We start from the raw sequence: 18001 nt of genomic DNA, 5'->3' as shown, positions 1-18001 counted from the left end.
AATCCTCTTAAGTCCGGGGGCAACTGATCACTCCCCAGTCTACGGCCTGGCCCGGGGGGAGGGGCCACCGGAGGGCGAGGAATTTGCCTGCGGATCTGCTGGAGGTTTGTGCAAACCCTCCTTGACGGATCAGCAGATTCGCGGCCGGCGTGGAAGAATGAGGGGCATGTCCACATCTGCAACGAACACAGCGGTCCTGCACACCAACCATGGCGACATCACCATCAACCTCTTCGGCAACCACGCCCCGAAGACGGTCGCGAACTTCGTCGAACTCGCCACCGGTGAGCGCGAATACACCGACCCCCAGACCGGTCAGCCCACGAAGGGCGCCTTCTACGACGGCACCGGCTTCCACCGCATCATCTCGAACTTCATGATCCAGGGCGGCGACCCGCTCGGCACCGGCACCGGCGGACCCGGCTACGTCTTCGACGACGAGATCCACCCGGAGCTCCAGTTCGACCGCAAGTACCTGCTGGCGATGGCCAACGCCGGCAAGCAGATGGGCCGCGGCACCAACGGCTCGCAGTTCTTCATCACGACCGCTGAGACCCCGTGGCTCAACGGCAAGCACACGATCTTCGGCGAGGTCGCCGACGACGCCTCCCAGAAGGTCGTCGACGAGATCGAGGGTGTGCGCACCGGTGCGATGGACAAGCCGGTCGAGCCGGTCGTCATCGAATCCGTCGAGATCAAGGACGCCTGAGCACCGCCTCACACGATCTGCCCTACGATGGGTGCATGAGCACACCAGACAAGGGCCCGGCACGGGAAACCGGCCGGGCCCTTTCTCTGCACTTTCCTCCGGTGACGGCGACGATCATGATCGTCACCGGGCTCTCGTTCCTCCTCCAGCTGCTGCCCGGACTCGATCTCCTCCACCGGTTGAGCTACGTGCCGGCGCTCACCGTCGAGCAGCCGTGGCGTCTGCTCACCGTCGCCCTCGTCCACGAACAGCCCTCGCCGGTCCATCTGCTGGCCAACATGCTCGGCCTGTTCTTCTTCGGCTCGTTCGTCGAGCGCGCGCTCGGCCACTGGAGGTTCCTCGCCGTCTACGTCCTCGGCGCGATCGGCGGCTCCGTCATGGTCCTCCTCCTCGCCGAACCGTGGAGTCGGGACTGGGTGACGAACAACATCGGGGCGTCCGGCGCGGTGTTCGCGATCATCGGCGTCCTCCTCGTGCCGACGAAGCGGCTCGACCGCAACATCACCGGCGTCGTGCTCTTCGTCGTCCTCAACTTCGGCTACGGATTCCTCGTGCCGGGAGTCTCGTGGCAGGCGCACTTCGGCGGCCTCGTCACCGGATTCATCCTCGGCGCCGGTGCCCTGCTCGTGGGTCGGAAGCGCTCGGGACTCGTGTTCTGGCTCGTCGCGGCAGCCCTCGTCCTCGTCATGACGGTCGTGGTCATCGCGAAGACGGCCACTGCCGGGGCGGCGCCCTGAACTGCATTCGTGATTTGTCCACAGTGGTTATCCACACGGTGGATAACTTACATCGGTGTATTTCTGCTGGTCACAGGCGTGGAAAAAGTTATGCACAGGACAGTGCGCGGGCTTGGGTATAACTCAACCCCTCCCTCGGCCCGTGTGGCGGGCCGAGGAAGGGGTGAGTGGGCGCAGGTGGCCTAGCGCCAGCGCGTGGACATGATGAGGCCCGCGACGAAGAACGCGAAGCCGATGAGGATGTTCCAGTTGCCCCATGCCTCGACAGGGAACGCACCCTGCGTGATGTAGAACGTGACGAGCCAGATGAGGCCGATGAGCAGGAGGCCGATGAGCACCGGGAGGAACCAGCGCGGGTTCGGCTTGATCGTCTGCTGGCCGGCTTCGGAGGTGTAGCTCGCGGTCTTGCGGCCCTGTGAGCGCTTGGCCGGATTGCCCGAACGGGTCGTGCGCTTCGCTCCCGCCTTCTTCGCCGACTTCTCCTTGGCCGACGACTTCTCCTTGGAGGCTGCGGTGGATTTCGCGGCACCGGACTTCGCGGTGCCCTTGGAGACAGCGGTGTCTTTAGTCGCCGAGTCCTTGGCCGTCGAGTCCGTCGACGTCGAGTCCGTCGTCGCGGAGTCGTTGTCGTCTTCGTCGGAGTCCGTCTCGGCGTCGTCCTTCGCGTCGTCCTTCGCCGAGGTGGTCTCCGACTTCGCAGCTGCCGTGGACTTCTCGTCGGCATCGTCTTCGACGACCTCGACCTCGTCGACGATGACAACGTCGGTCTCGGTGCCGTCGGCATCGACGACCTCGGTGACCTCGATGTCGGTCTCGTCGACCACGGTGGCGTCATCAGCCGTCGTCTTGGCTTTCGCCGCATTGCGCGTGGTGCGCTGAGGGCGCGAGGTCCGTCCATGGGACTTGGCCACGAGTACTCCTTCGACAGCGACCCCAGGGGCGGGCCACCGATTCACTGGTCGGGGACAATCGCCCCTCAGTCTACTCGGGTGGCGGGGCTGAATGAAAAACCTGACCCCAGACTTCGAGTGAGCTGTGAACCCGCCACAGCGCCGTGTTCATGCGATAAAGTGCATTAGGGTGTCCCCGCTTGTCCACAGGGCGAGCCCCGGATTCAAGGTCATAGGCACGGTGCAGCAGTGGTGAATAGTTCCTCCTCGGGTAACGAAGCGTCTTCGCGACCCACCATCCGATCCGCACAGCGGCGGATGCCCACTCCCCAGACACCGCCGACCCACCCCGCAGAGCCGGTCACGGGCCAGGGCGATGCGGGTCCGGCGACCCAGCCCTTCCGGATCGATGCCGCCTCGGCGAACACCGCAGACTCCACCTCCGCCGCTGATTCCACCGCTCCTGCAAACGCCGGCACGAACTACGACGCACCCCTGCCGAGCCGCCGCGAACTGCGCCGCCGTGAAGCCGCTGCTGCCGCCGGTGGTACCGGGGTCGGAGCAGCCGCCGGCACTGCAGCCGGGGAGGGACGCGCCGACGCCCCGCCGCTGCGCTCCGAGCCCACCGAGGCGATGCCCGCCTGGTCCCAGCAGCACGCACAGCAACAGCCTCAGGCGTACCCGCCCACGGGTGCGCAGCCGACGATGGTCCAGCCCGCCTACGCCGACACCACCGGCAACGCTGCCTCCCCCGGAGCGGGTTACGCAGCAGCGGGCTATGCGGCAGCAGCGGCTGCTCCCGCGGCAGCAGGACCCGGCAGTCCTGGCGGTCCGGGAGGCCCCGGAGGCCCGAACGGCCCAGGCGGTCCCGGCGACGGGGGCTCGGGCGGAGGCCGACGGAAGAAGCAGCCGGTCCAGCGTCAGCCGATCGGCCCGATTCGCGGGACGATCCGCACCTTCGGTGAACTCTGCATCACCGCGGGGCTCGTCCTCATCCTCTTCGTCGTCTGGCAGCTGTGGTGGACGGACCTCGAGGCCAACCGCGACAACGAAGTGCTCGCCGACCAGCTGACGAAGGACTGGGCGAACCAGGACCCCAATCAGCTGCCGGACGATCCGGACGAACCCGTCGTGGCCGAGCCGGTCGAGAAGAACACCGCGTTCGGCATCTTCTACATCCCGCGCTTCGGCGACGACTACTACCGGACGCTCGCCGAGGGCGTCGACCTCGAACCCGTGCTCAACCGCATGGGTGTGGGCCGCTACCCGAACTCCGCGATGCCCGGCGAGGTCGGCAACTTCTCCGTCGCCGGCCACCGCGTCACCTACGGCAAGCCGTTCAACCAGATCGCGAAGCTCCAGCCCGGTGACGAGATCGTCGTGCAGACGAAGGACGGGTTCTACACGTACACGTTCCGCAACTTCGACATCATCCTCCCCGATGCCGTCGAGGTGCTCGCCCCGGTGCCCGACCAGCCCGACTACAAGGGCAAGGACCGGATCCTCACCCTGACCGCGTGCAACCCGATGTTCTCCGCGCGTGAGCGCTACATCGCCTACGCCGAGCTCACCGAATGGCGCCCGGCCGGCGAGGGCCCGCCGGACGCGATCAAGGACTCGAAGGCGTACGACAAAGTCAGCAAGAGCGGAGGAGCGTGACATGTACGGACTGATCTGGCGGATTCTGCCCGGGCCGTGGTTCGTCAAACTCGTCCTCGCCCTCATCCTCATCGCGGCCGTCGTCTACCTGCTCATGCAGTACGTCTTCCCCGCCCTCGCCCCCTACATGCCGTTCAACAACGCGACCGTGACCGACGAGGGCGGGCAGTGACCCGCATCCTCGTCGTCGACAACTACGACAGCTTCGTCTACACCCTCGTCGGCTATGTCCGGGAGCTCGGAGCGAGCGCCGACGTCATCCGCAATGACGATCTGTCCGCCGAGGCGGCCGTGGAGCTGGCGCGCGGATACGACGGCATCCTGCTGTCCCCGGGACCGGGTGTGCCCGCGGAGTCCGGGGTGTGCCCGGACCTCATCCGCTGGGCCGCCGAGGCGGGCCGCCCGCTGTTCGGAGTGTGCCTCGGGCATCAGGCCCTCGGCGAGGTCTTCGGGGCGACGGTGACGCATTCGCCGGTCCTCATGCACGGCAAGACCTCGGTCATCACCCACGACGGGGACGGCATCTTCGCCGGCTGCCCCTCGCCGCTGACGGTGACCCGGTACCACTCGCTCGCGATCGTCGACGAGACGATCGACCTCGAGACCTTCGCCGTCACCGCGCGCACCGCCGACGACGTCGTCATGGCCATCGAGCACCGCAGCGCACCCCTCTACGGCGTCCAGTTCCACCCGGAGTCCGTCCTCACGGAATCGGGCTACCTCATGCTCGGCAACTGGCTCGAGGTCTGCGGACTGTCCGGTGCGGCCGCCCGCGCCGCTGCGATGTCTCCGCTCGCCTCGGCGATCTCCGCTCCCTCGGCCTGAGCGGCACTTCCACCTCCCGGGCTCAAGCGCTTAGGATCAACTCAGAGGATCCAGTGAGAGGACATCCCATGGAAGAGCCGAGTTACTTCCCGACCGAGCCGTATCGCGAACTCACCGTCTTCGAGGCCCAGCCCGTGCCCACGGTCGTCGTCGAAGCCCAGAACCATCCGATGAGCGAGCTGCCGGCCCTCTTCGACGCCGTGTACTCCCGGCTCTTCCCCGCACTCGCCGAGGCGGGGGTCGAGCCCGCGGGACCGGCCTTCTCCCTCTACACGCGCCCGCCCACGGACACCGTCGACATCCAGGTGGGCATCCCCGTGGCCACGGGTCTGAGTCAGGCACTCGAGCTCGGCGACGACCTCACCGCGATCCCCGCCGAACTGCCCGGCGGATCGGTCGGAGCGATCTCCCACCTCGGCGGATTCGACGGTCTCGCCGAAGCGTGGAATGCCCACATGCAGGGTCTCGTCGCCGCCGGCCATCACCCGGACATGCCGTTCTTCGAGGTCTACGTCACCGAACCGAGACCGGACATGGACCCGGCGGACCTGCGCACGGACCTCTTCGTCACGCTCGGCTGAGCGCCCCACGGCGCCTGAGCGCCCTGCCGCGGCTGAGAACTCAGTCGCCGTTGCCCCTGGCGTCGGCCCAGTCGTCGAACCATGAGCTGCCGCCGCCGACGGCACCGTCGTTCGACGTGCCGCCGCCGTTGCCGTTGTCCCCGCCGTTGCCATCGGGGCTGTCGGTCGGCGACGGTGCGGTCGGGATGCCGCCGGGGATCGACGGGATCGTCGGGGACGGCTCCGGCGGCTTCTTGGCCACGCGGATGGTGATCTCCGAATCCTGCGCGACATCTGAGCCGCCCGGCGTCGACTGCTCGAAGACCTTGCCCTCCTCCTGATCGGCGGTCTCGACCTCTTCGACCTTGCACTGGAGCTTGTAGTCGTCGCCGGACAGGGTGCTGCAGGCCTCCTCCTGCGTCTGCCCGAGGACATCGGGGACCTTGACGAGTCCCGAGGACACGACGAGATCGACGTTCGAGTCGACATCGACCTTCTCGCCCTCGCCGGGCTTCGTCTCGATGACGACGCCCTTCTTCACATCCGGTGAGTTCTGGGAGATGTGGGTGCCCGCCTGGAGTTTCGCGTCGTTGAGGATCTTCCTCGCCTCCTCCTCGGTCTTGCCCGCGACCTCGGGAACGGTGACGTTCTCGGGCCCCAGGGAGACGACGAGTTTGACGGTGCTGTTCTCCGGGATGCTCTGGCCGGCGGCCGGATCCGTCGAGATCGCACTGCCCTCATCGACGTCGGCGTTGTACGTCTCCTCCGTCGTGACGTCGAATCCCTGATTGCGCAGCTGCGCCTCGGCGGCATCGGCATCCATGCCTGCGACGTCGGCGACCTGGACCTGGACGATCGGTTCGGGCTTGTTGATCTCGTACACCCACAGAGCGACGGCCGCGAGGGCGAGGAGGACGAAGATGCTGCCGATCCAGATCCACGCCTTCGAGCGCTTCTTCACCGGCTGCTGCTCCTGCCGGGTCATGATCTGGGAGACCGGACCGGTCTCGGGCGCCGCCTCGGCGTCGAGCGGGTAGGCCTGCGTCGCCGGCGGCGGACCCATCATTCCGGCCCCACCGGCCGCGGCGAACGCCTGCGTGCGATCGAGGTCGCCGTCGATGCTCAGCGGTCGGCCGTCGCGCGCGGCGAGGACGTCCTCTCGGAACGTGTAGGCGTCCTGGTAGCGCTCGTCGCGATCCTTCTTCAGGGCGTGGAGGACGAGCCGATCGACCTCCGGGGGCACCTCGGGGTTGTAGAAGCTCGGCGGCTGCGGCGTCTCACCGACATGCTGATACGCCACGGCGAGCTGGGAGTCGCCGACGAACGGGGGCCGTCCGGCGAGCAGTTCGTAGAGGAGGCACGCGGTCGAGTAGAGGTCGGACCGGGCGTCGACGACCTCGCCGCGGGCCTGCTCGGGGGAGAGGTACTGGGCGGTGCCGACGACCGACTGCGTCTGGGTCAGGCCGCTGTTGTCCTTGAGCGCGCGGGCGATGCCGAAGTCCATCACCTTGATGTCGCCGTCAGGAGTGAGCATGACGTTCGCGGGCTTGATGTCGCGGTGGACGATGCCGTTGCGGTGGGAGTACTCGAGCGGGGCGAGGACCCCGGCGATGACGTTGAGCGCTTCGTCGACGGTGAGCGTGCCGTGTTCGTTGAGGACCTCGCGCAGGGTCTGCCCCTCGACGTACTCCATGACGATGAAGGGCACGGAGACGCTCGAGCCGCCGGATTCGACGAACTCCTCCTCACCGGAGTCGTAGACGGCGACGATGCCGGGATGGTTGAGACCGGCAGCGGACTGCGCTTCGCGCTTGAGTCGCGTGTGGAAGGAGGGGTCGCGCGCAAGATCGGACCGCAGAAGCTTGATCGCGATGCGTCGACCCAGACGGGTGTCGACGCCCTCGTGCACCTCTGCCATGCCCCCACGGCCGAGGAGGGCACGGACTTCGTACCTCTCCGACAGCACCTTGGGCTCAGTCATGTACTTCCTCCGCGTATGTCACCCGGACGCGTTGAGCAGTCCGGGCAGTTCCTCAAGATTACTATTCTTCGCTCGTCCCATGTCCCAGTCGCCTCGGCGGCTAACCCTCGTCTCCGCTGGAGTCCGTGGTCGCGTTCGTGCCGTTTCCGTTGTTGCCGTTGGAGTTCGCTCCGCCGTTCGGGTTCGACCCGGGATTCGAGCTCGCTCCGTTGTCGGAATTCGCTGACGATCCGCTCTCCGAGCCCGACTCCGAGGACGAACCGGAGTTCGAATCCGAAGAGGACCCGTTGTCGGAGCTCGACGACGACCCGCTGTCCGAGGTCGACGAGGATCCCGAATTCGACCCGGAGTCGGACGACGAGCCCGAGTCCGACCCGTTGCCCGAGCCCGAATTCGACCCGGAGTCGCTGCTCGGTTCGCTCGGCCGCGAGGTCCGCGTCGGCTCGGGTGCCGGCTCCTCGGCCGGTCCTGAGGAGATGTAGAGGGTGACGGTGTCGCCCTCTTGGAACGTGTAGCCGCCGCCGTCGGCCTCGCCGACATCGGCGACGGTGCCCTCAGACCGGTTCGAGTCGACCGTCTGAGTGTCGACCTGGAGGCCCTGACGTTCGAGGTTCTGCGTCGCCGAGGACTCGGACTGGCCGATGTAGTCATTCGGGTCGATCTCGATCTCCTGCGGCGCCTGCGAGGTCGTCGCACTCGTCGACGGAGCGGGAGCCGGCTCCTCGCCGTTCTGCCCGAGGAAGTACCAGAGGAGGGACCCGACGGCGATGAGCGCGAGGATCGCGAGGATCCAGATGAGGATCCTCCCCTTCTTCGACTGCTTCTTCTCCAGCTCGTCGTCGGTGCCGTTGGGATCGTTCGGGTCGCCTGCGGCGACGGCCTGGTTGTAGCCGGTTCCCGCGGGCGGCCCGTAGCCGGGCTGCTGATCGGCACTGTAGACGCGGGTCGCATCGTTGCTCGAGGTGGTCGGCATGACCTGCGTCGAGGGCACCGGGTCGGGGTCGTTGAAGACCTGCGTGAGCGCCTCGGACGCGGCATTGCCGTGGCGCATCTGCGGCAGCGCGGCCTCGGCGGCGGCGACGTTGCCCACGGCCAGCGCCTCGGCGGCCTTGGCCACGGCCATCGCGTCGTCGGGTCGACGTTCGGGCTTCTTCTCGAGCAGGGAGTCGACGAACCGGCGCATCGGCTCGGAGACCGTGTCCGGCAGCGGCGGGTGCTGCTGGTTGACCTGGGCGATCGCGATCGCGACCTGCGAGTCCCCGGTGAAGGGACGCTGGCCGGCGAGGGCCTCGTAGGCGATGATGCCGAGCGCGTAGAGGTCGGATCCGGGACCCGAGCCCTTGCCGGTGGCCTGTTCGGGGGCGAGGTACTGGGCGGTGCCCATGACCTGACCGGTCTTCGTCAGCGGCGCCTGGTCGGTGACCCGGGCGATGCCGAAGTCGGTGATCTTGACCCGGAAGTCCGGGGTCATGAGGATGTTGCCGGGCTTGATGTCGCGGTGGACGACACCGACCTTGTGGGCGGCGCCGAGCGCCTGCGCGGCCTGCGCGACGATGCTCAGCGTGTCCTCCTCGGACAGGGGGGCGCTGCGTTCGATGATCGTCGACAGGGGTTCGCCGGGCACGTACTCCATGACGAGGTAGGGCGAACCGTCCTCGTCGCCGTAGTCGTAGACGCCGGCGATGCCGGGATCGGAGACGCGGCCCATGTTCTGCGCCTCGGCGCGGAAGCGGGCGAGGAACGTCGAGTCCGAGAGGTATTCGTCCTTGAGGATCTTCGCGGCGACTTCGCGTCCGAGCACGGAGTCGACGCCCTTCCACACCTCGCCCATGCCGCCCACGGCGATCCGCGAGGTCAGGGTGTACCGGTTCCCCAGCTGAGTGCCTTCGCTCGGCCTCATTTGTCGACCACCGCTTCCATCATGTCCTTGGCGATCGGTCCTGCGACCGTCGCACCGTAAGCTTCATTGCCGGCGTTGCCGCCGTTCTCGACGACGACCGCGACCGCGATCTGCGGGTCGTCGGCGGGGGCGAAGGAGATGAACCACGCGTGCGGGGCCGCGCCCTGCGCGTGCTGGGCGGTTCCCGTCTTCGCCGCGACCTGGACGCCGGGGATCTGCGCCACCGAGGCGGTGCCGTCGGTGACGACGCCCTGCATCATCGTGTTGAGCTCTTCGGCCGTCTGCCCGGAGACGGGACGCGAGAGCTCTGTCGGCCTCGTCTCCGTGATCGGCTCGAGGGTGTTCGCGTTGAGCACGCGGTTGACGAGCTCCGGCTTCATCATCTTGCCGTCGTTGGCGATGCCCGCGGTCATCATCGCCATCTGCATCGGCGTCGAGCGGACCTCGAACTGGCCGAGCGAGGACTGCGCGAGCTGCGGCGGGTTGAGGTCGGAGGGGAACGTCGAGGGGGTCACGGTGAGCGGGATCGAGAGGTCCTGGCCGAAGCCGAACTTCGCGGCCTGCTCGGCGATCGCGTCCTCTCCGAGATCCATGCCGAGGGAGGCGAAGGACGTGTTGCACGATTCGGCGAGCGACTCCGCAAGGGTGGGGCGACCGCCGCTGCGGCAGGCCCCGGCGTGCGAGTTGCTGATCGTCGCCGTTGTCTGCGGCAGATCGAGGGTGGCCGGGCCGTTGAGCCGCGAATCCGGCGTGTAGTCGCCCGATTCGAGGGCGGCGGCCGCGACGAGGACCTTGAAGGTCGAGCCGGGCGGGTAGAGGTTGCCGCCGATCGCGCGGTTGTAGGCCGGGTTCTCCGGGTCGTTGTTGAGCTGCTCGAACGCCGCGCGCGCCTCGTCGGGGTTGTGGCTGGCGATCGGGTTGGGGTCCCAGCCCGGCGTCGAGGCCATCGCGAGGATCTTCCCGGTCTTCGGGTCGAGTGCGACCGCCGCGCCGGTCTGGTTGCCGAGACCGTCCCAGGCCGCCTGCTGGACGTCGGGGTCGACGGTGAGCTCGACCGCGGCACCGCGCGGCTGCTCCCCGGTGAAGAAGCTGCCGACCTTGTCGTAGAAGAGGGCGTCGGAGTCACCGGAGAGGTAGTCACCGGCGGCGCGCTCCATGCCCGAGGCACCGGAGACGATCGAGTAGTACCCGGTCATCGACGCGTACGCGCGGGGGTCGAGGCCGTCCGAGCCGTACTGGCGCTGGAACCGGTAGCGGTCGTCGACGGGTTCGGAGTAGGCGATCGGCGTGCCGTCGACGAGGATCGGTCCCCGGTCGCGGGAGAGCTGATCGAGGATCTGCCGGTTGTTGAGCGGGTTGGCGTTGAGGGAGTCGGCGGTGACGAACTGCACCCAGCTCGTCGAGCCGAAGAGCAGGGCGAACATGACGAAGCCGACGACTCCGATGTGCGTGAGCGACTTCTTCATCGGTCTCCTCCCTGGGTGGGCTCGTCGGTCGGGCGCTGGTCGGGGCCGCTGGGGCGCCGGGTGCTGAGGTTCGTGGTGACCGCCTCGTCGGCGGGAGTCGTCGCGTGGACCGTCGTCGGCGACTCATCGGAGCTGGTCCGGTCGCTGGGGTTGTTCCGGTGTACAGCGTCGGTCCGGTCGCTGTCGTCGGCGGTCTTCTTCCGGCGGCGCGCCGAGGCGGTCGTCGAGTCGGGGTCCTCGGTGATCTTGAGGACGCCGGTGTGGAATTCGTCGACCGGGCGGCGGGCATTGTCCGACATCCGCAGCAGGAGGGCGATGATCACCCAGTTCGCGACCAGGGACGATCCGCCCTGAGCGAGGAACGGCGTGGTCAGACCCGTGAGCGGGATGAGGCGGGTGACGCCGCCGACGACGACGAAGACCTGGAGGGCGATCGTGAACGAGAGCCCCGCGGCGAGCAGGGTGCCGAAGCCGTCGCGCAGCTTCTGCGCGGTCCTGATGCCGCGTTCGAAGATGAGGAGGTAGCAGAGCAGGATGACGAAGAGGCCGGCCATGCCGAGCTCCTCGCCGAAGCTCGCGTAGATGAAGTCGGATTCCGCATAGGGGACCATGTTCGGGCGTCCCTCGCCGAGCCCGGTGCCGACGAGACCGCCGTTGGCCATCCCGAACAGACCCTGGACGAGCTGGTAGGACCCGCCCGGCGTCTTGTTGTACTCCTCAGCGGTGAGCGCATTGAGCCAACCGTCGATGCGCTGCTGGACGTGGGAGAAGAGCAGGGTCGCGAGGACGGCGCCGGCGGCGAAGAAGGACATGCCGATGATGATCCACGAGACCTTCGAGGTCGCGACGTAGAGCATGGCGACGAAGAGGCCGAAGAAGAGGAGGGAGGTGCCGAGGTCGCGTTCGAAGACGAGGACGCCGACGCTGGCGATCCATGCGATGACGATGGGACCGAAGTCGCGCAGCCGGGGGAAGCGGATGCCGAGGATCTTCGGGCCTGCGAGCACGAGCTGGTCGCGGTAGGCGACGAGGTAGCCGGCGAAGAAGATCGCGAGGAGGATCTTCGCGATCTCACCGGGCTGGAACGACAGCGGTCCGATGCCGATCCAGATGCGGGCGCCGTTGATCGTCCTGCCGAGGCCCGGGATGAGGGGCAGCAGGAGGAAGAAGAGGGCGAGGAAGCCCGAGACGTAGGTGTAGCGGCGCAGCCAGCGGTGGTCGCGGAGGACGATGAGCACGGCGATCGCGAGCCCCACGCCGAGCGTCATCCAGATAAGCTGCTGGGTGGCGCTGTCGAGGAACTCCACGCGACCGAGGTCGACGCGGTGGATCATCGCCAGGCCGAGGCCGTTGAGGAGGACGGCGATGGGCACGAGGACGGGATCGGCGTACTTCGCCTTCCACCACACGACGATGTGGATGAGGAGGGCGAGAGCCGTCAGCCACGCCATGTACCCGTAGATGTCGGTCGGCATGGCATCGTCGACGCCGAGCCCGACGAGCGCGTAGGCACTCGTCGAGGCGACGATCGCCAGGATGATGAGCCCGAGCTCGGCCAGGCGGTAGGGCCTGGGCCGGGCTGCCTGGGAGACGGAGTCTGACATCACTGCGACTCCTGAGTGATCGCGTCACTGGGTTCGGCGCTCTGCCCGTTGGGCGGGGAGGGGGCCGGATCGCTCGGCGCTGTCGCATCCTCGGCGTTGCCGGAGACGGTGCCGGCGCTCTCGGCCTCCCGGCGGAGATTGTCGATGATCCGGTCCGCCTCTTCGCGGGAGTCGGCCTGGATCGAGCTGCGCAGTCGGTCCTGGGAGAAGCTGTTGAGCGCGTCGACCTGGATGTCGGTGGTGTCCTCGAGGCGGCTGAGCTCGATGGGGCCGAGCGTCGTGTCGAGCCCGCGGTAGAGCGTGACCTGGCCGTTGTCGTTCGTCAGGTAGTAGTGGTTGTTGATGTAGTTGTAGGCGAAGAAGCCGGCCACGGCGAGGGCGATGATGACGATGGCGGCGATGATCCACCCGAGGTAGGAGCGCTTCTCGACGTCCTCAGGCTCGTCGTCCTCATCGGACTCGGCCGCATCCTCGGCGTCGTCCTCGGTCAGCGTCCGCACGGACCCGGCGGGCACCTCGGCGGTGGGTTCCTGCCCGGAATCACCGGACCCGGCATCGGTCACGGTCTGCAGGGGCACGGTGTCGGTGGGGACGTCGGTGTTCGCGAAGTCGTGCTGAGCGGTCGTGCCGTCGCCCTCGGGGCGGGTGCCGATCGTCGCGTACTGCGGGTTGAGGTGGACGGAGCCCACGGATTTGCCCTGGGCGGTCTCGACGGTGCCCTCGATGACGTCGCCGATGACGACGGTGACGTTGTCGGCTCCGCCCCCGGCCAGAGCGAGGTCGATGAGCTGGCGGCAGGCCTCGTCGGGGTCGGCCACCTCGGCGAGGACCCGGGTGATGTCGCCGATGTCGGCGAACCCGGTGAGACCGTCGGAGCAGAGCAGCCAGCGGTCGCCGACGTGGGCCTCGCGCAGGGAGAGGTCGAGGTCAGGGGACGTGCCGACGTCGCCGAGGACCTTCATGACGACGGAGCGCTGGGGGTGGGTGTCGGCTTCCTCGGCGGTGATGCGGCCCTCGTCGACGAGCATCTGGACGAAGGTGTGGTCGTGGGTGACGGCGTGGAGTTCGCCGTCGCGGTAGACGTATCCGCGGGAGTCGCCGATGTGCGCGAGCGCGAAGCGGTTGCCCGGCGCGCGCAGGAGAGCGGTGACGGTCGTGCCCATGCCGGCGAGTTCGGGCTGTTCGGCGACGCCGCGGCAGATCCGGTCGTTGGCGTCGAGGATCGAGGTGCGGAGGATCTCGAGGGCGTCCTCGCCTCCGGTCTCACGGTCGAGTTCGGCGAGGCGGGAGACGGTGATCGCCGAGGCGACGTCACCGCCGGCGTGCCCGCCCATGCCGTCGGCGATGAGGAGGAAGTTGGGGCCCGCGTACCCGGAGTCCTGGTTGTTCTTGCGCACGAGCCCGGTGTGAGACCGGGCTGCGGAGCGAAGGGTGATCGTTCCGTCGGTCGTCACGATTGGGTCTCCAACGTCGTATGTCCGATGGTGATCTGAGTGCCGATGCCCAGGTCGAACGGGGCGGTGATGCGCGAACCGTCGACGAACGTGCCGTTCGTCGAGCTGAGGTCCTCGAGCACCCAGGCGCCGTTCCTCGCGATGATGCGGGCATGGTGGCTCGAGGCGAAGTCGTCGTCGATGACGATCGTGTTGTCCGGCGCGCGCCCGAAGGTCACGGGCGCCCCGGAGAGGATGAGCGAGGTGCCGGCCATCGGACCGGCGGTCACCCGGATCGAGCCGGGATTCGCCCGGGGTGCCGGACGCGAGGGCACCGGCGCGGGCTGGGCCTGGCGGTTCTGAGCCTGCTGGTTCTGAGCCTGCTGGTTCTGGGCGGGAGCGGACTGGCGCGAGGAGCCCCGCGCGGCCTTGTTCTTCTTCGCCTTGCGGGGTCCGCGCCGTGCGCCGAAGATGTCCCGCCTGAGCACGCCTGCCACCCCGAAGACGAAGAGCCAGAGGATGACGAAGAACGCGAACCGGAAGACGGTGACGGTGAATTCGCTCACAGAGAGTCCTGTTCGGTGTAGCGCACATCGGCATCGCCTGCCGTGAGCACATCACCGTTGCTGAGGTTGGCGGAGGTCAGTTTGCGTCCGTGGAGCAGCGTGCCGTTCGTCGAGCCGAGGTCGTTGGCGACGGCATGGTCGCCCTCGACGACGATCTCGAAGTGGCGGCGCGAGACACCGGGGTCGTCGATGACGAAGTCCGAGCTGTTCGATGAGCGTCCGAAGACGTTGCTGCCCTGACGCAGGGGGTAGGTCTGTCCGTTGATGTCGACGCTCGCCTCGATCGTGCGCTGCCGGGCCGGGGCGGCCTGGCGGATCGGAGTCGACGACCGCGCCGGCTCACTCGAGCGCCGAGGTGCGGCCTGGCGCTGCGGCACGGGACGGGAGGTCGACGCCGGGGCCGGTTCGACGATGTTGTGGGAACGGGAGACCGGATCGTAGCCGCCGCGGTTGGCCGGCTGAGCCGCCGGAGACCCGTCGGGACGCTGGGTGCTCGAGACGACGCGGTACATGCCCGTGTCGAGGTCGTCGGCTTCGACGAAGTCGACGGACACCGGCCCGACGAAGCTGTACGCCTGCTCGATCGCGTGGTCGCCGATGACCTGCCGGAGATCGGCCCGCAGTTCGGTCTCGATGCCGGAGAGGCGCTCGAAGTCGGCGGGGGAGAGCTCGATCGTGTAGTGGTTCGCGGTCAGGGTGCGTCCGCGGGAGACGACGGCCGCCTTGTTGTCGGCTTCGCGACGCAAGGCCCCGCCGAGTTCGACGGGTTCGACCTGGGAGCGGAAGGCCTTCGCGAAGGCGCCGTTGACGACGTTCTCCAGTCCCTTCTCGAAGCGATCGAGAATTCCCATGGCACCTCCTCCGGTTCGGCATCGTCTGTCTCGTGTTCGGGCGGTCGGCCAGAACGTGGGCACATGGTCTGCACTGCTCTTTCGCGTGGGCGTGACCGTATCCGGCGCGAGGCGCCGTTTCGGGTACACCAACACCCAATCCTAACGCGGAGGCGCTCTCATCTCACGTCCTGCGCGATCTCGGGGCGCACCTCGGCGGGGATTCACTGTGTGCGTTCAGCCTGGCAGGACACGTTGAGCAGCCCGTCGGTGACGGGGAGCCGAGGGCGGCGGTGGGGTGTGGGAGAGCGCTGGGGAAGGTGTCGGCAGCGGGCCGCGACTGTGCGGTGGCTGGAGCGATGCCGATGGGTGCTGGCGGGGCATCGGCGGGGTGGTTGAACCGGGTCTCAGGCGAGCCGGTGGAATGGTCGGTACGGTGCCGGAAGAGCGGCGAAAGTGTGAAGGTCGCCACTTTTCGGTGGTTTCTGCGGCGATTTCGGCTGTTTTCGCTTGTTTTCGCGGGTTCTCGGGCCCTCTGGGTTTCTTGAAATCCGCGCGGCGATGATAAAGTCTTCTCTTGTTCGCGCGAGTGGCGGAATTGGTAGACGCGCTGGCTTCAGGTGCCAGTGATCGCAAGGTCGTGGGGGTTCAAGTCCCCCCTCGCGCACCAGCGGACGAGAGCCCCTCACCGGCCCGATCAGGGTCAGGTGAGGGGCTCTTCGCATGCCCGCCCGGCACGTGCTCGCCCCACGCCTGCCCGCTCTGCCTCCGCACCGCGCCCGGGGTCGTCCCGACGAGGCGGGTGAACGCGCGGTTGAACGCGGCCTCCGAGCGGTAGCCGAGCTCGCCGGCGAGCTTCGCCGCCGTGACCTCGGTGTCCCGCAGCCGCGACTGGGCGATGGCCATCCGCCATCGCGTGAGGTACGCGATCGGGGTCTCGCCGACGAGATCGGTGAAGCGGGCGCTGAATGAGGACCGCGACATCCCCGCGACCCGTGCGAGGCGCTCGAGCGTCCACTCCTCACCGGGGCCGTCATGGATGGCCTCGATGACCCGGCCGATGCGCTCGTCCCGCAGGGATCGCAGCCAACCCGCGCTCGCCTCGGCGTCGGAGTTCATCCACGACCGGATCGCCTGGACGACGAGGACGTCGGCCAACCGCGTCGCCACGGTCTCCGCTCCCGGCTGCGGATGCGCGAGTTCGGCGGCGATGAGCCGCAGGGTGTCGCGCACCGAGGAGGCGACCCCGGCCTCATCCCCGCTGACCCGCAGGATCACCGGCAGGCTGCGGACGAGCTGCCGGGCGGCCGGATCATCGAAACCGACGACTCCGCAGATCAGCCGCGTCGTCGGGCCCGTGCCCCCGTACCGGAGGACGGAGTAGCTCTCGCCGAGGTAGTCCTGCGGCAGGAGATCGACGCGCGGTCCGCGCGGGGCCGCCGGATCGCTGAGGAGGTCGTGACCGCGCCCGTGCGGGACGAGCGCGAGGTCGCCGGCGGCGAGCTCGACGGGCTCCTCCCCGGGCAGGCGCAGCCAGCACGAACCGGCGATGAGGACGTGGAAGCTCACGGAGTCGGCGATCGCCGGCATCTCGAGCGACCACGGGTCACCGAACTCGGCGTGGCAGCAGAACGTCGAGCGCATCCGCAGGGTGCCGAGCACCCGGGCCAGCCGGTCCTCGCCGCCGGGCGCCTCGACAGTCCGACCGGCCGGCGATCGTCGCCGCGGTGCCGGCGTCTCCCGTGAGCTCATCATGTCGGCATCGTGTCACAGCGCGTTCGCCGCGACCAGGGCTCGGTTCGATCAACCGGTCTGTTCGGACGATCGAGCAAGAAGTGCGGCCTCTCGGGCATGGAGTGTCCGAGATGACGTCCGTAGCGTCGGAGATGCAGACAGATCAGCCACCACAACAGATCAGCCGCCCCAGCTGAGAAGGAGTCCATCATGTACGTCATCGCAGGAGCCACCGGACGCGTCGGATCCGCCACTGCCCACACCCTCCTCGACGCCGGTGTCGAGGTCCGCGTCCTCGTCCGCCGGGAGGCCGACGCCGCACCCTGGCGCGAGGCCGGAGCGGACACCGCCACGGTCGACCTCACCGACCGCGCGGGGCTGACGGCCGCCCTGACCGGGGCCGCAGGGTTCTTCGCCCTGCTGCCGTTCGACCTCGGCGCCGCCGACCTCGACGCTCACGCCGATGAGCTCAGCGACGCGATCGCCGGGGCCGTCGCCGAGGCGGGCGTCCCCCACGTCGTCATGCTCTCCTCGGGAGGCGCCGACCTCGCCGCGGGCACCGGCCCGATCACCGGGCTCCACCGCCTCGAACGGGCACTGGGCGAGACCGTGACGACGCTGACGGCCCTCCGGTCGGGGCACTTCCAGGAGAAGGTCTCCGACGTCATCGACCTCGCCCGGGAGACCGGCGCCTACCCCGTGTTCGCGCCCACCGCCGAGGTGCCCGTGCCGATGGTCGCGACCCGTGACCTCGGGGCGATCGCCGCCCGCGCGCTCCTCGCCCCGCCGCCGTCGAGCGAGGCCGTCGACATCATCGGGCCGAGCCGCACGGAGTCCGAGGTCGCCGAGGTACTCGGACGTGCCCTCGGTCGCGCACTCACCGTCGAGATCGTCCCCGAACCCGCGTGGGCGCCCGCGCTCACCGAGGCCGGGTTCGCACCTCACGTCGCCGACAGCCTCGCCGAGCTCTACCGTGCCGACGCCGCGGGTCTCCTCGCGCCGCGGGGCGACCGAAGCATCACGGTGACGACGACGGTCGAGGAGACGATCGCAGGACTGGTCGGGCACGGTTCCGAGACGGGCGCCCTGTGATGATCACCGGTGTCG

General features: G+C 68.4%; 16 protein-coding genes and 1 tRNA gene. 8 read left to right on the top strand and 9 right to left on the bottom strand.

Annotation, left to right across the window (positions count from 1 at the left end):
* Positions 1 to 166 precede the first annotated feature (166 nt).
* On the top strand, positions 167 to 709 hold the full coding sequence (locus FFS20_RS03835) for a peptidylprolyl isomerase (RefSeq protein ID WP_137824600.1): 543 nt from the start codon (positions 167 to 169) through the stop codon (positions 707 to 709).
* A 35-nt stretch (positions 710 to 744) separates the two neighbouring features.
* Complete coding sequence (locus FFS20_RS03830; RefSeq protein WP_171006969.1) at positions 745 to 1446, top strand: rhomboid family intramembrane serine protease; 702 nt, start codon at positions 745 to 747, stop codon at positions 1444 to 1446.
* A 182-nt stretch (positions 1447 to 1628) separates the two neighbouring features.
* Here FFS20_RS03830 and FFS20_RS03825 read toward each other — a convergent pair whose 3' ends face one another.
* Positions 1629 to 2357 carry a cell division protein CrgA gene (locus FFS20_RS03825; RefSeq protein WP_137824599.1) on the bottom strand — a complete coding sequence of 243 codons (729 nt, stop codon included), beginning with the start codon at positions 2355 to 2357 and terminating at the stop codon, positions 1629 to 1631.
* Between the two features lie 297 nt (positions 2358 to 2654).
* Between FFS20_RS03825 and FFS20_RS03820 the strand changes: the two genes are divergently transcribed.
* From FFS20_RS03820 to FFS20_RS03810, 4 genes are all read left to right on the top strand, one after another.
* Positions 2655 to 3995, top strand: a complete 1341-nt coding sequence (locus tag FFS20_RS03820) for a class E sortase (RefSeq protein WP_137824598.1) — start codon at positions 2655 to 2657, stop codon at positions 3993 to 3995.
* A gap of 1 nt (position 3996) precedes the next feature.
* Positions 3997 to 4167: a hypothetical protein gene (locus tag FFS20_RS17855; RefSeq protein ID WP_171006968.1), complete on the top strand. Its 171-nt coding sequence runs from the start codon at positions 3997 to 3999 to the stop codon at positions 4165 to 4167.
* Positions 4164 to 4820 (top strand): gamma-glutamyl-gamma-aminobutyrate hydrolase family protein, encoded by a 657-nt coding sequence (locus FFS20_RS03815; RefSeq protein WP_137824597.1) that lies wholly within the window; start codon positions 4164 to 4166, stop codon positions 4818 to 4820. The genes FFS20_RS17855 and FFS20_RS03815 overlap by 4 nt, the downstream gene beginning before the upstream one ends.
* Before the next feature lie 68 nt (positions 4821 to 4888).
* Positions 4889 to 5401: a GyrI-like domain-containing protein gene (locus FFS20_RS03810; RefSeq protein WP_137824596.1), complete on the top strand. Its 513-nt coding sequence runs from the start codon at positions 4889 to 4891 to the stop codon at positions 5399 to 5401.
* A gap of 40 nt (positions 5402 to 5441) precedes the next feature.
* Here the strand turns inward: FFS20_RS03810 and pknB are convergent, their stop codons facing one another.
* The 7 genes from pknB to FFS20_RS03775 all read right to left on the bottom strand — a co-directional run bounded on the left by pknB (position 5442) and on the right by FFS20_RS03775 (position 15181).
* Positions 5442 to 7361 (bottom strand): Stk1 family PASTA domain-containing Ser/Thr kinase, encoded by a 1920-nt coding sequence (gene pknB / locus FFS20_RS03805; RefSeq protein WP_137824595.1) that lies wholly within the window; start codon positions 7359 to 7361, stop codon positions 5442 to 5444.
* A 100-nt stretch (positions 7362 to 7461) separates the two neighbouring features.
* Complete coding sequence (locus FFS20_RS03800; protein ID WP_137824594.1) at positions 7462 to 9261, bottom strand: protein kinase; 1800 nt, start codon at positions 9259 to 9261, stop codon at positions 7462 to 7464.
* A complete protein-coding gene (locus tag FFS20_RS03795) occupies positions 9258 to 10727 on the bottom strand; it encodes a penicillin-binding transpeptidase domain-containing protein (protein ID WP_137824593.1) in 1470 nt (489 codons plus the stop codon). The genes FFS20_RS03800 and FFS20_RS03795 overlap by 4 nt, the downstream gene beginning before the upstream one ends.
* The gene (locus tag FFS20_RS03790; RefSeq protein ID WP_137824592.1) at positions 10724 to 12331 is read right to left on the bottom strand and encodes an FtsW/RodA/SpoVE family cell cycle protein; all 1608 of its coding nucleotides are present in this window, start codon (positions 12329 to 12331) and stop codon (positions 10724 to 10726) included. The genes FFS20_RS03795 and FFS20_RS03790 overlap by 4 nt, the downstream gene beginning before the upstream one ends.
* Positions 12331 to 13785 (bottom strand): PP2C family serine/threonine-protein phosphatase, encoded by a 1455-nt coding sequence (locus tag FFS20_RS03785; protein WP_137824591.1) that lies wholly within the window; start codon positions 13783 to 13785, stop codon positions 12331 to 12333. Before FFS20_RS03785 ends, FFS20_RS03790 begins: the two co-directional genes overlap by 1 nt.
* Positions 13782 to 14330: an FHA domain-containing protein gene (locus FFS20_RS03780; RefSeq protein WP_137824590.1), complete on the bottom strand. Its 549-nt coding sequence runs from the start codon at positions 14328 to 14330 to the stop codon at positions 13782 to 13784. Before FFS20_RS03780 ends, FFS20_RS03785 begins: the two co-directional genes overlap by 4 nt.
* Positions 14327 to 15181 (bottom strand): DUF3662 and FHA domain-containing protein, encoded by an 855-nt coding sequence (locus FFS20_RS03775; RefSeq protein WP_137824589.1) that lies wholly within the window; start codon positions 15179 to 15181, stop codon positions 14327 to 14329. The genes FFS20_RS03780 and FFS20_RS03775 overlap by 4 nt, the downstream gene beginning before the upstream one ends.
* 562 nt (positions 15182 to 15743) lie before the next feature.
* On the opposite strand from FFS20_RS03775, the gene FFS20_RS03770 reads away from it, so the two are divergent.
* Positions 15744 to 15830: transfer RNA gene (locus FFS20_RS03770), tRNA-Leu, on the top strand.
* On the opposite strand, the gene FFS20_RS03765 is transcribed toward FFS20_RS03770, so the two are convergent.
* Positions 15809 to 16915, bottom strand: coding sequence for an AraC family transcriptional regulator (locus tag FFS20_RS03765; protein ID WP_249356607.1), 1107 nt, complete (start codon positions 16913 to 16915; stop codon positions 15809 to 15811). The genes FFS20_RS03770 and FFS20_RS03765 overlap by 22 nt on opposite strands.
* A gap of 189 nt (positions 16916 to 17104) precedes the next feature.
* On the opposite strand from FFS20_RS03765, the gene FFS20_RS03760 reads away from it, so the two are divergent.
* Positions 17105 to 17986, top strand: a complete 882-nt coding sequence (locus FFS20_RS03760; protein ID WP_137824588.1) for an NmrA family NAD(P)-binding protein — start codon at positions 17105 to 17107, stop codon at positions 17984 to 17986.
* The last annotated feature ends 15 nt before the right edge of the window (positions 17987 to 18001 follow it).

Origin of the sequence: Brevibacterium sp. 2SA (assembly GCF_005502845.1) — a bacterium.
Classification (GTDB): domain Bacteria; phylum Actinomycetota; class Actinomycetes; order Actinomycetales; family Brevibacteriaceae; genus Brevibacterium.
Note: the sequence above shows the minus strand (reverse complement) of the source record. Positions and strands in the feature narration are given on the sequence as shown.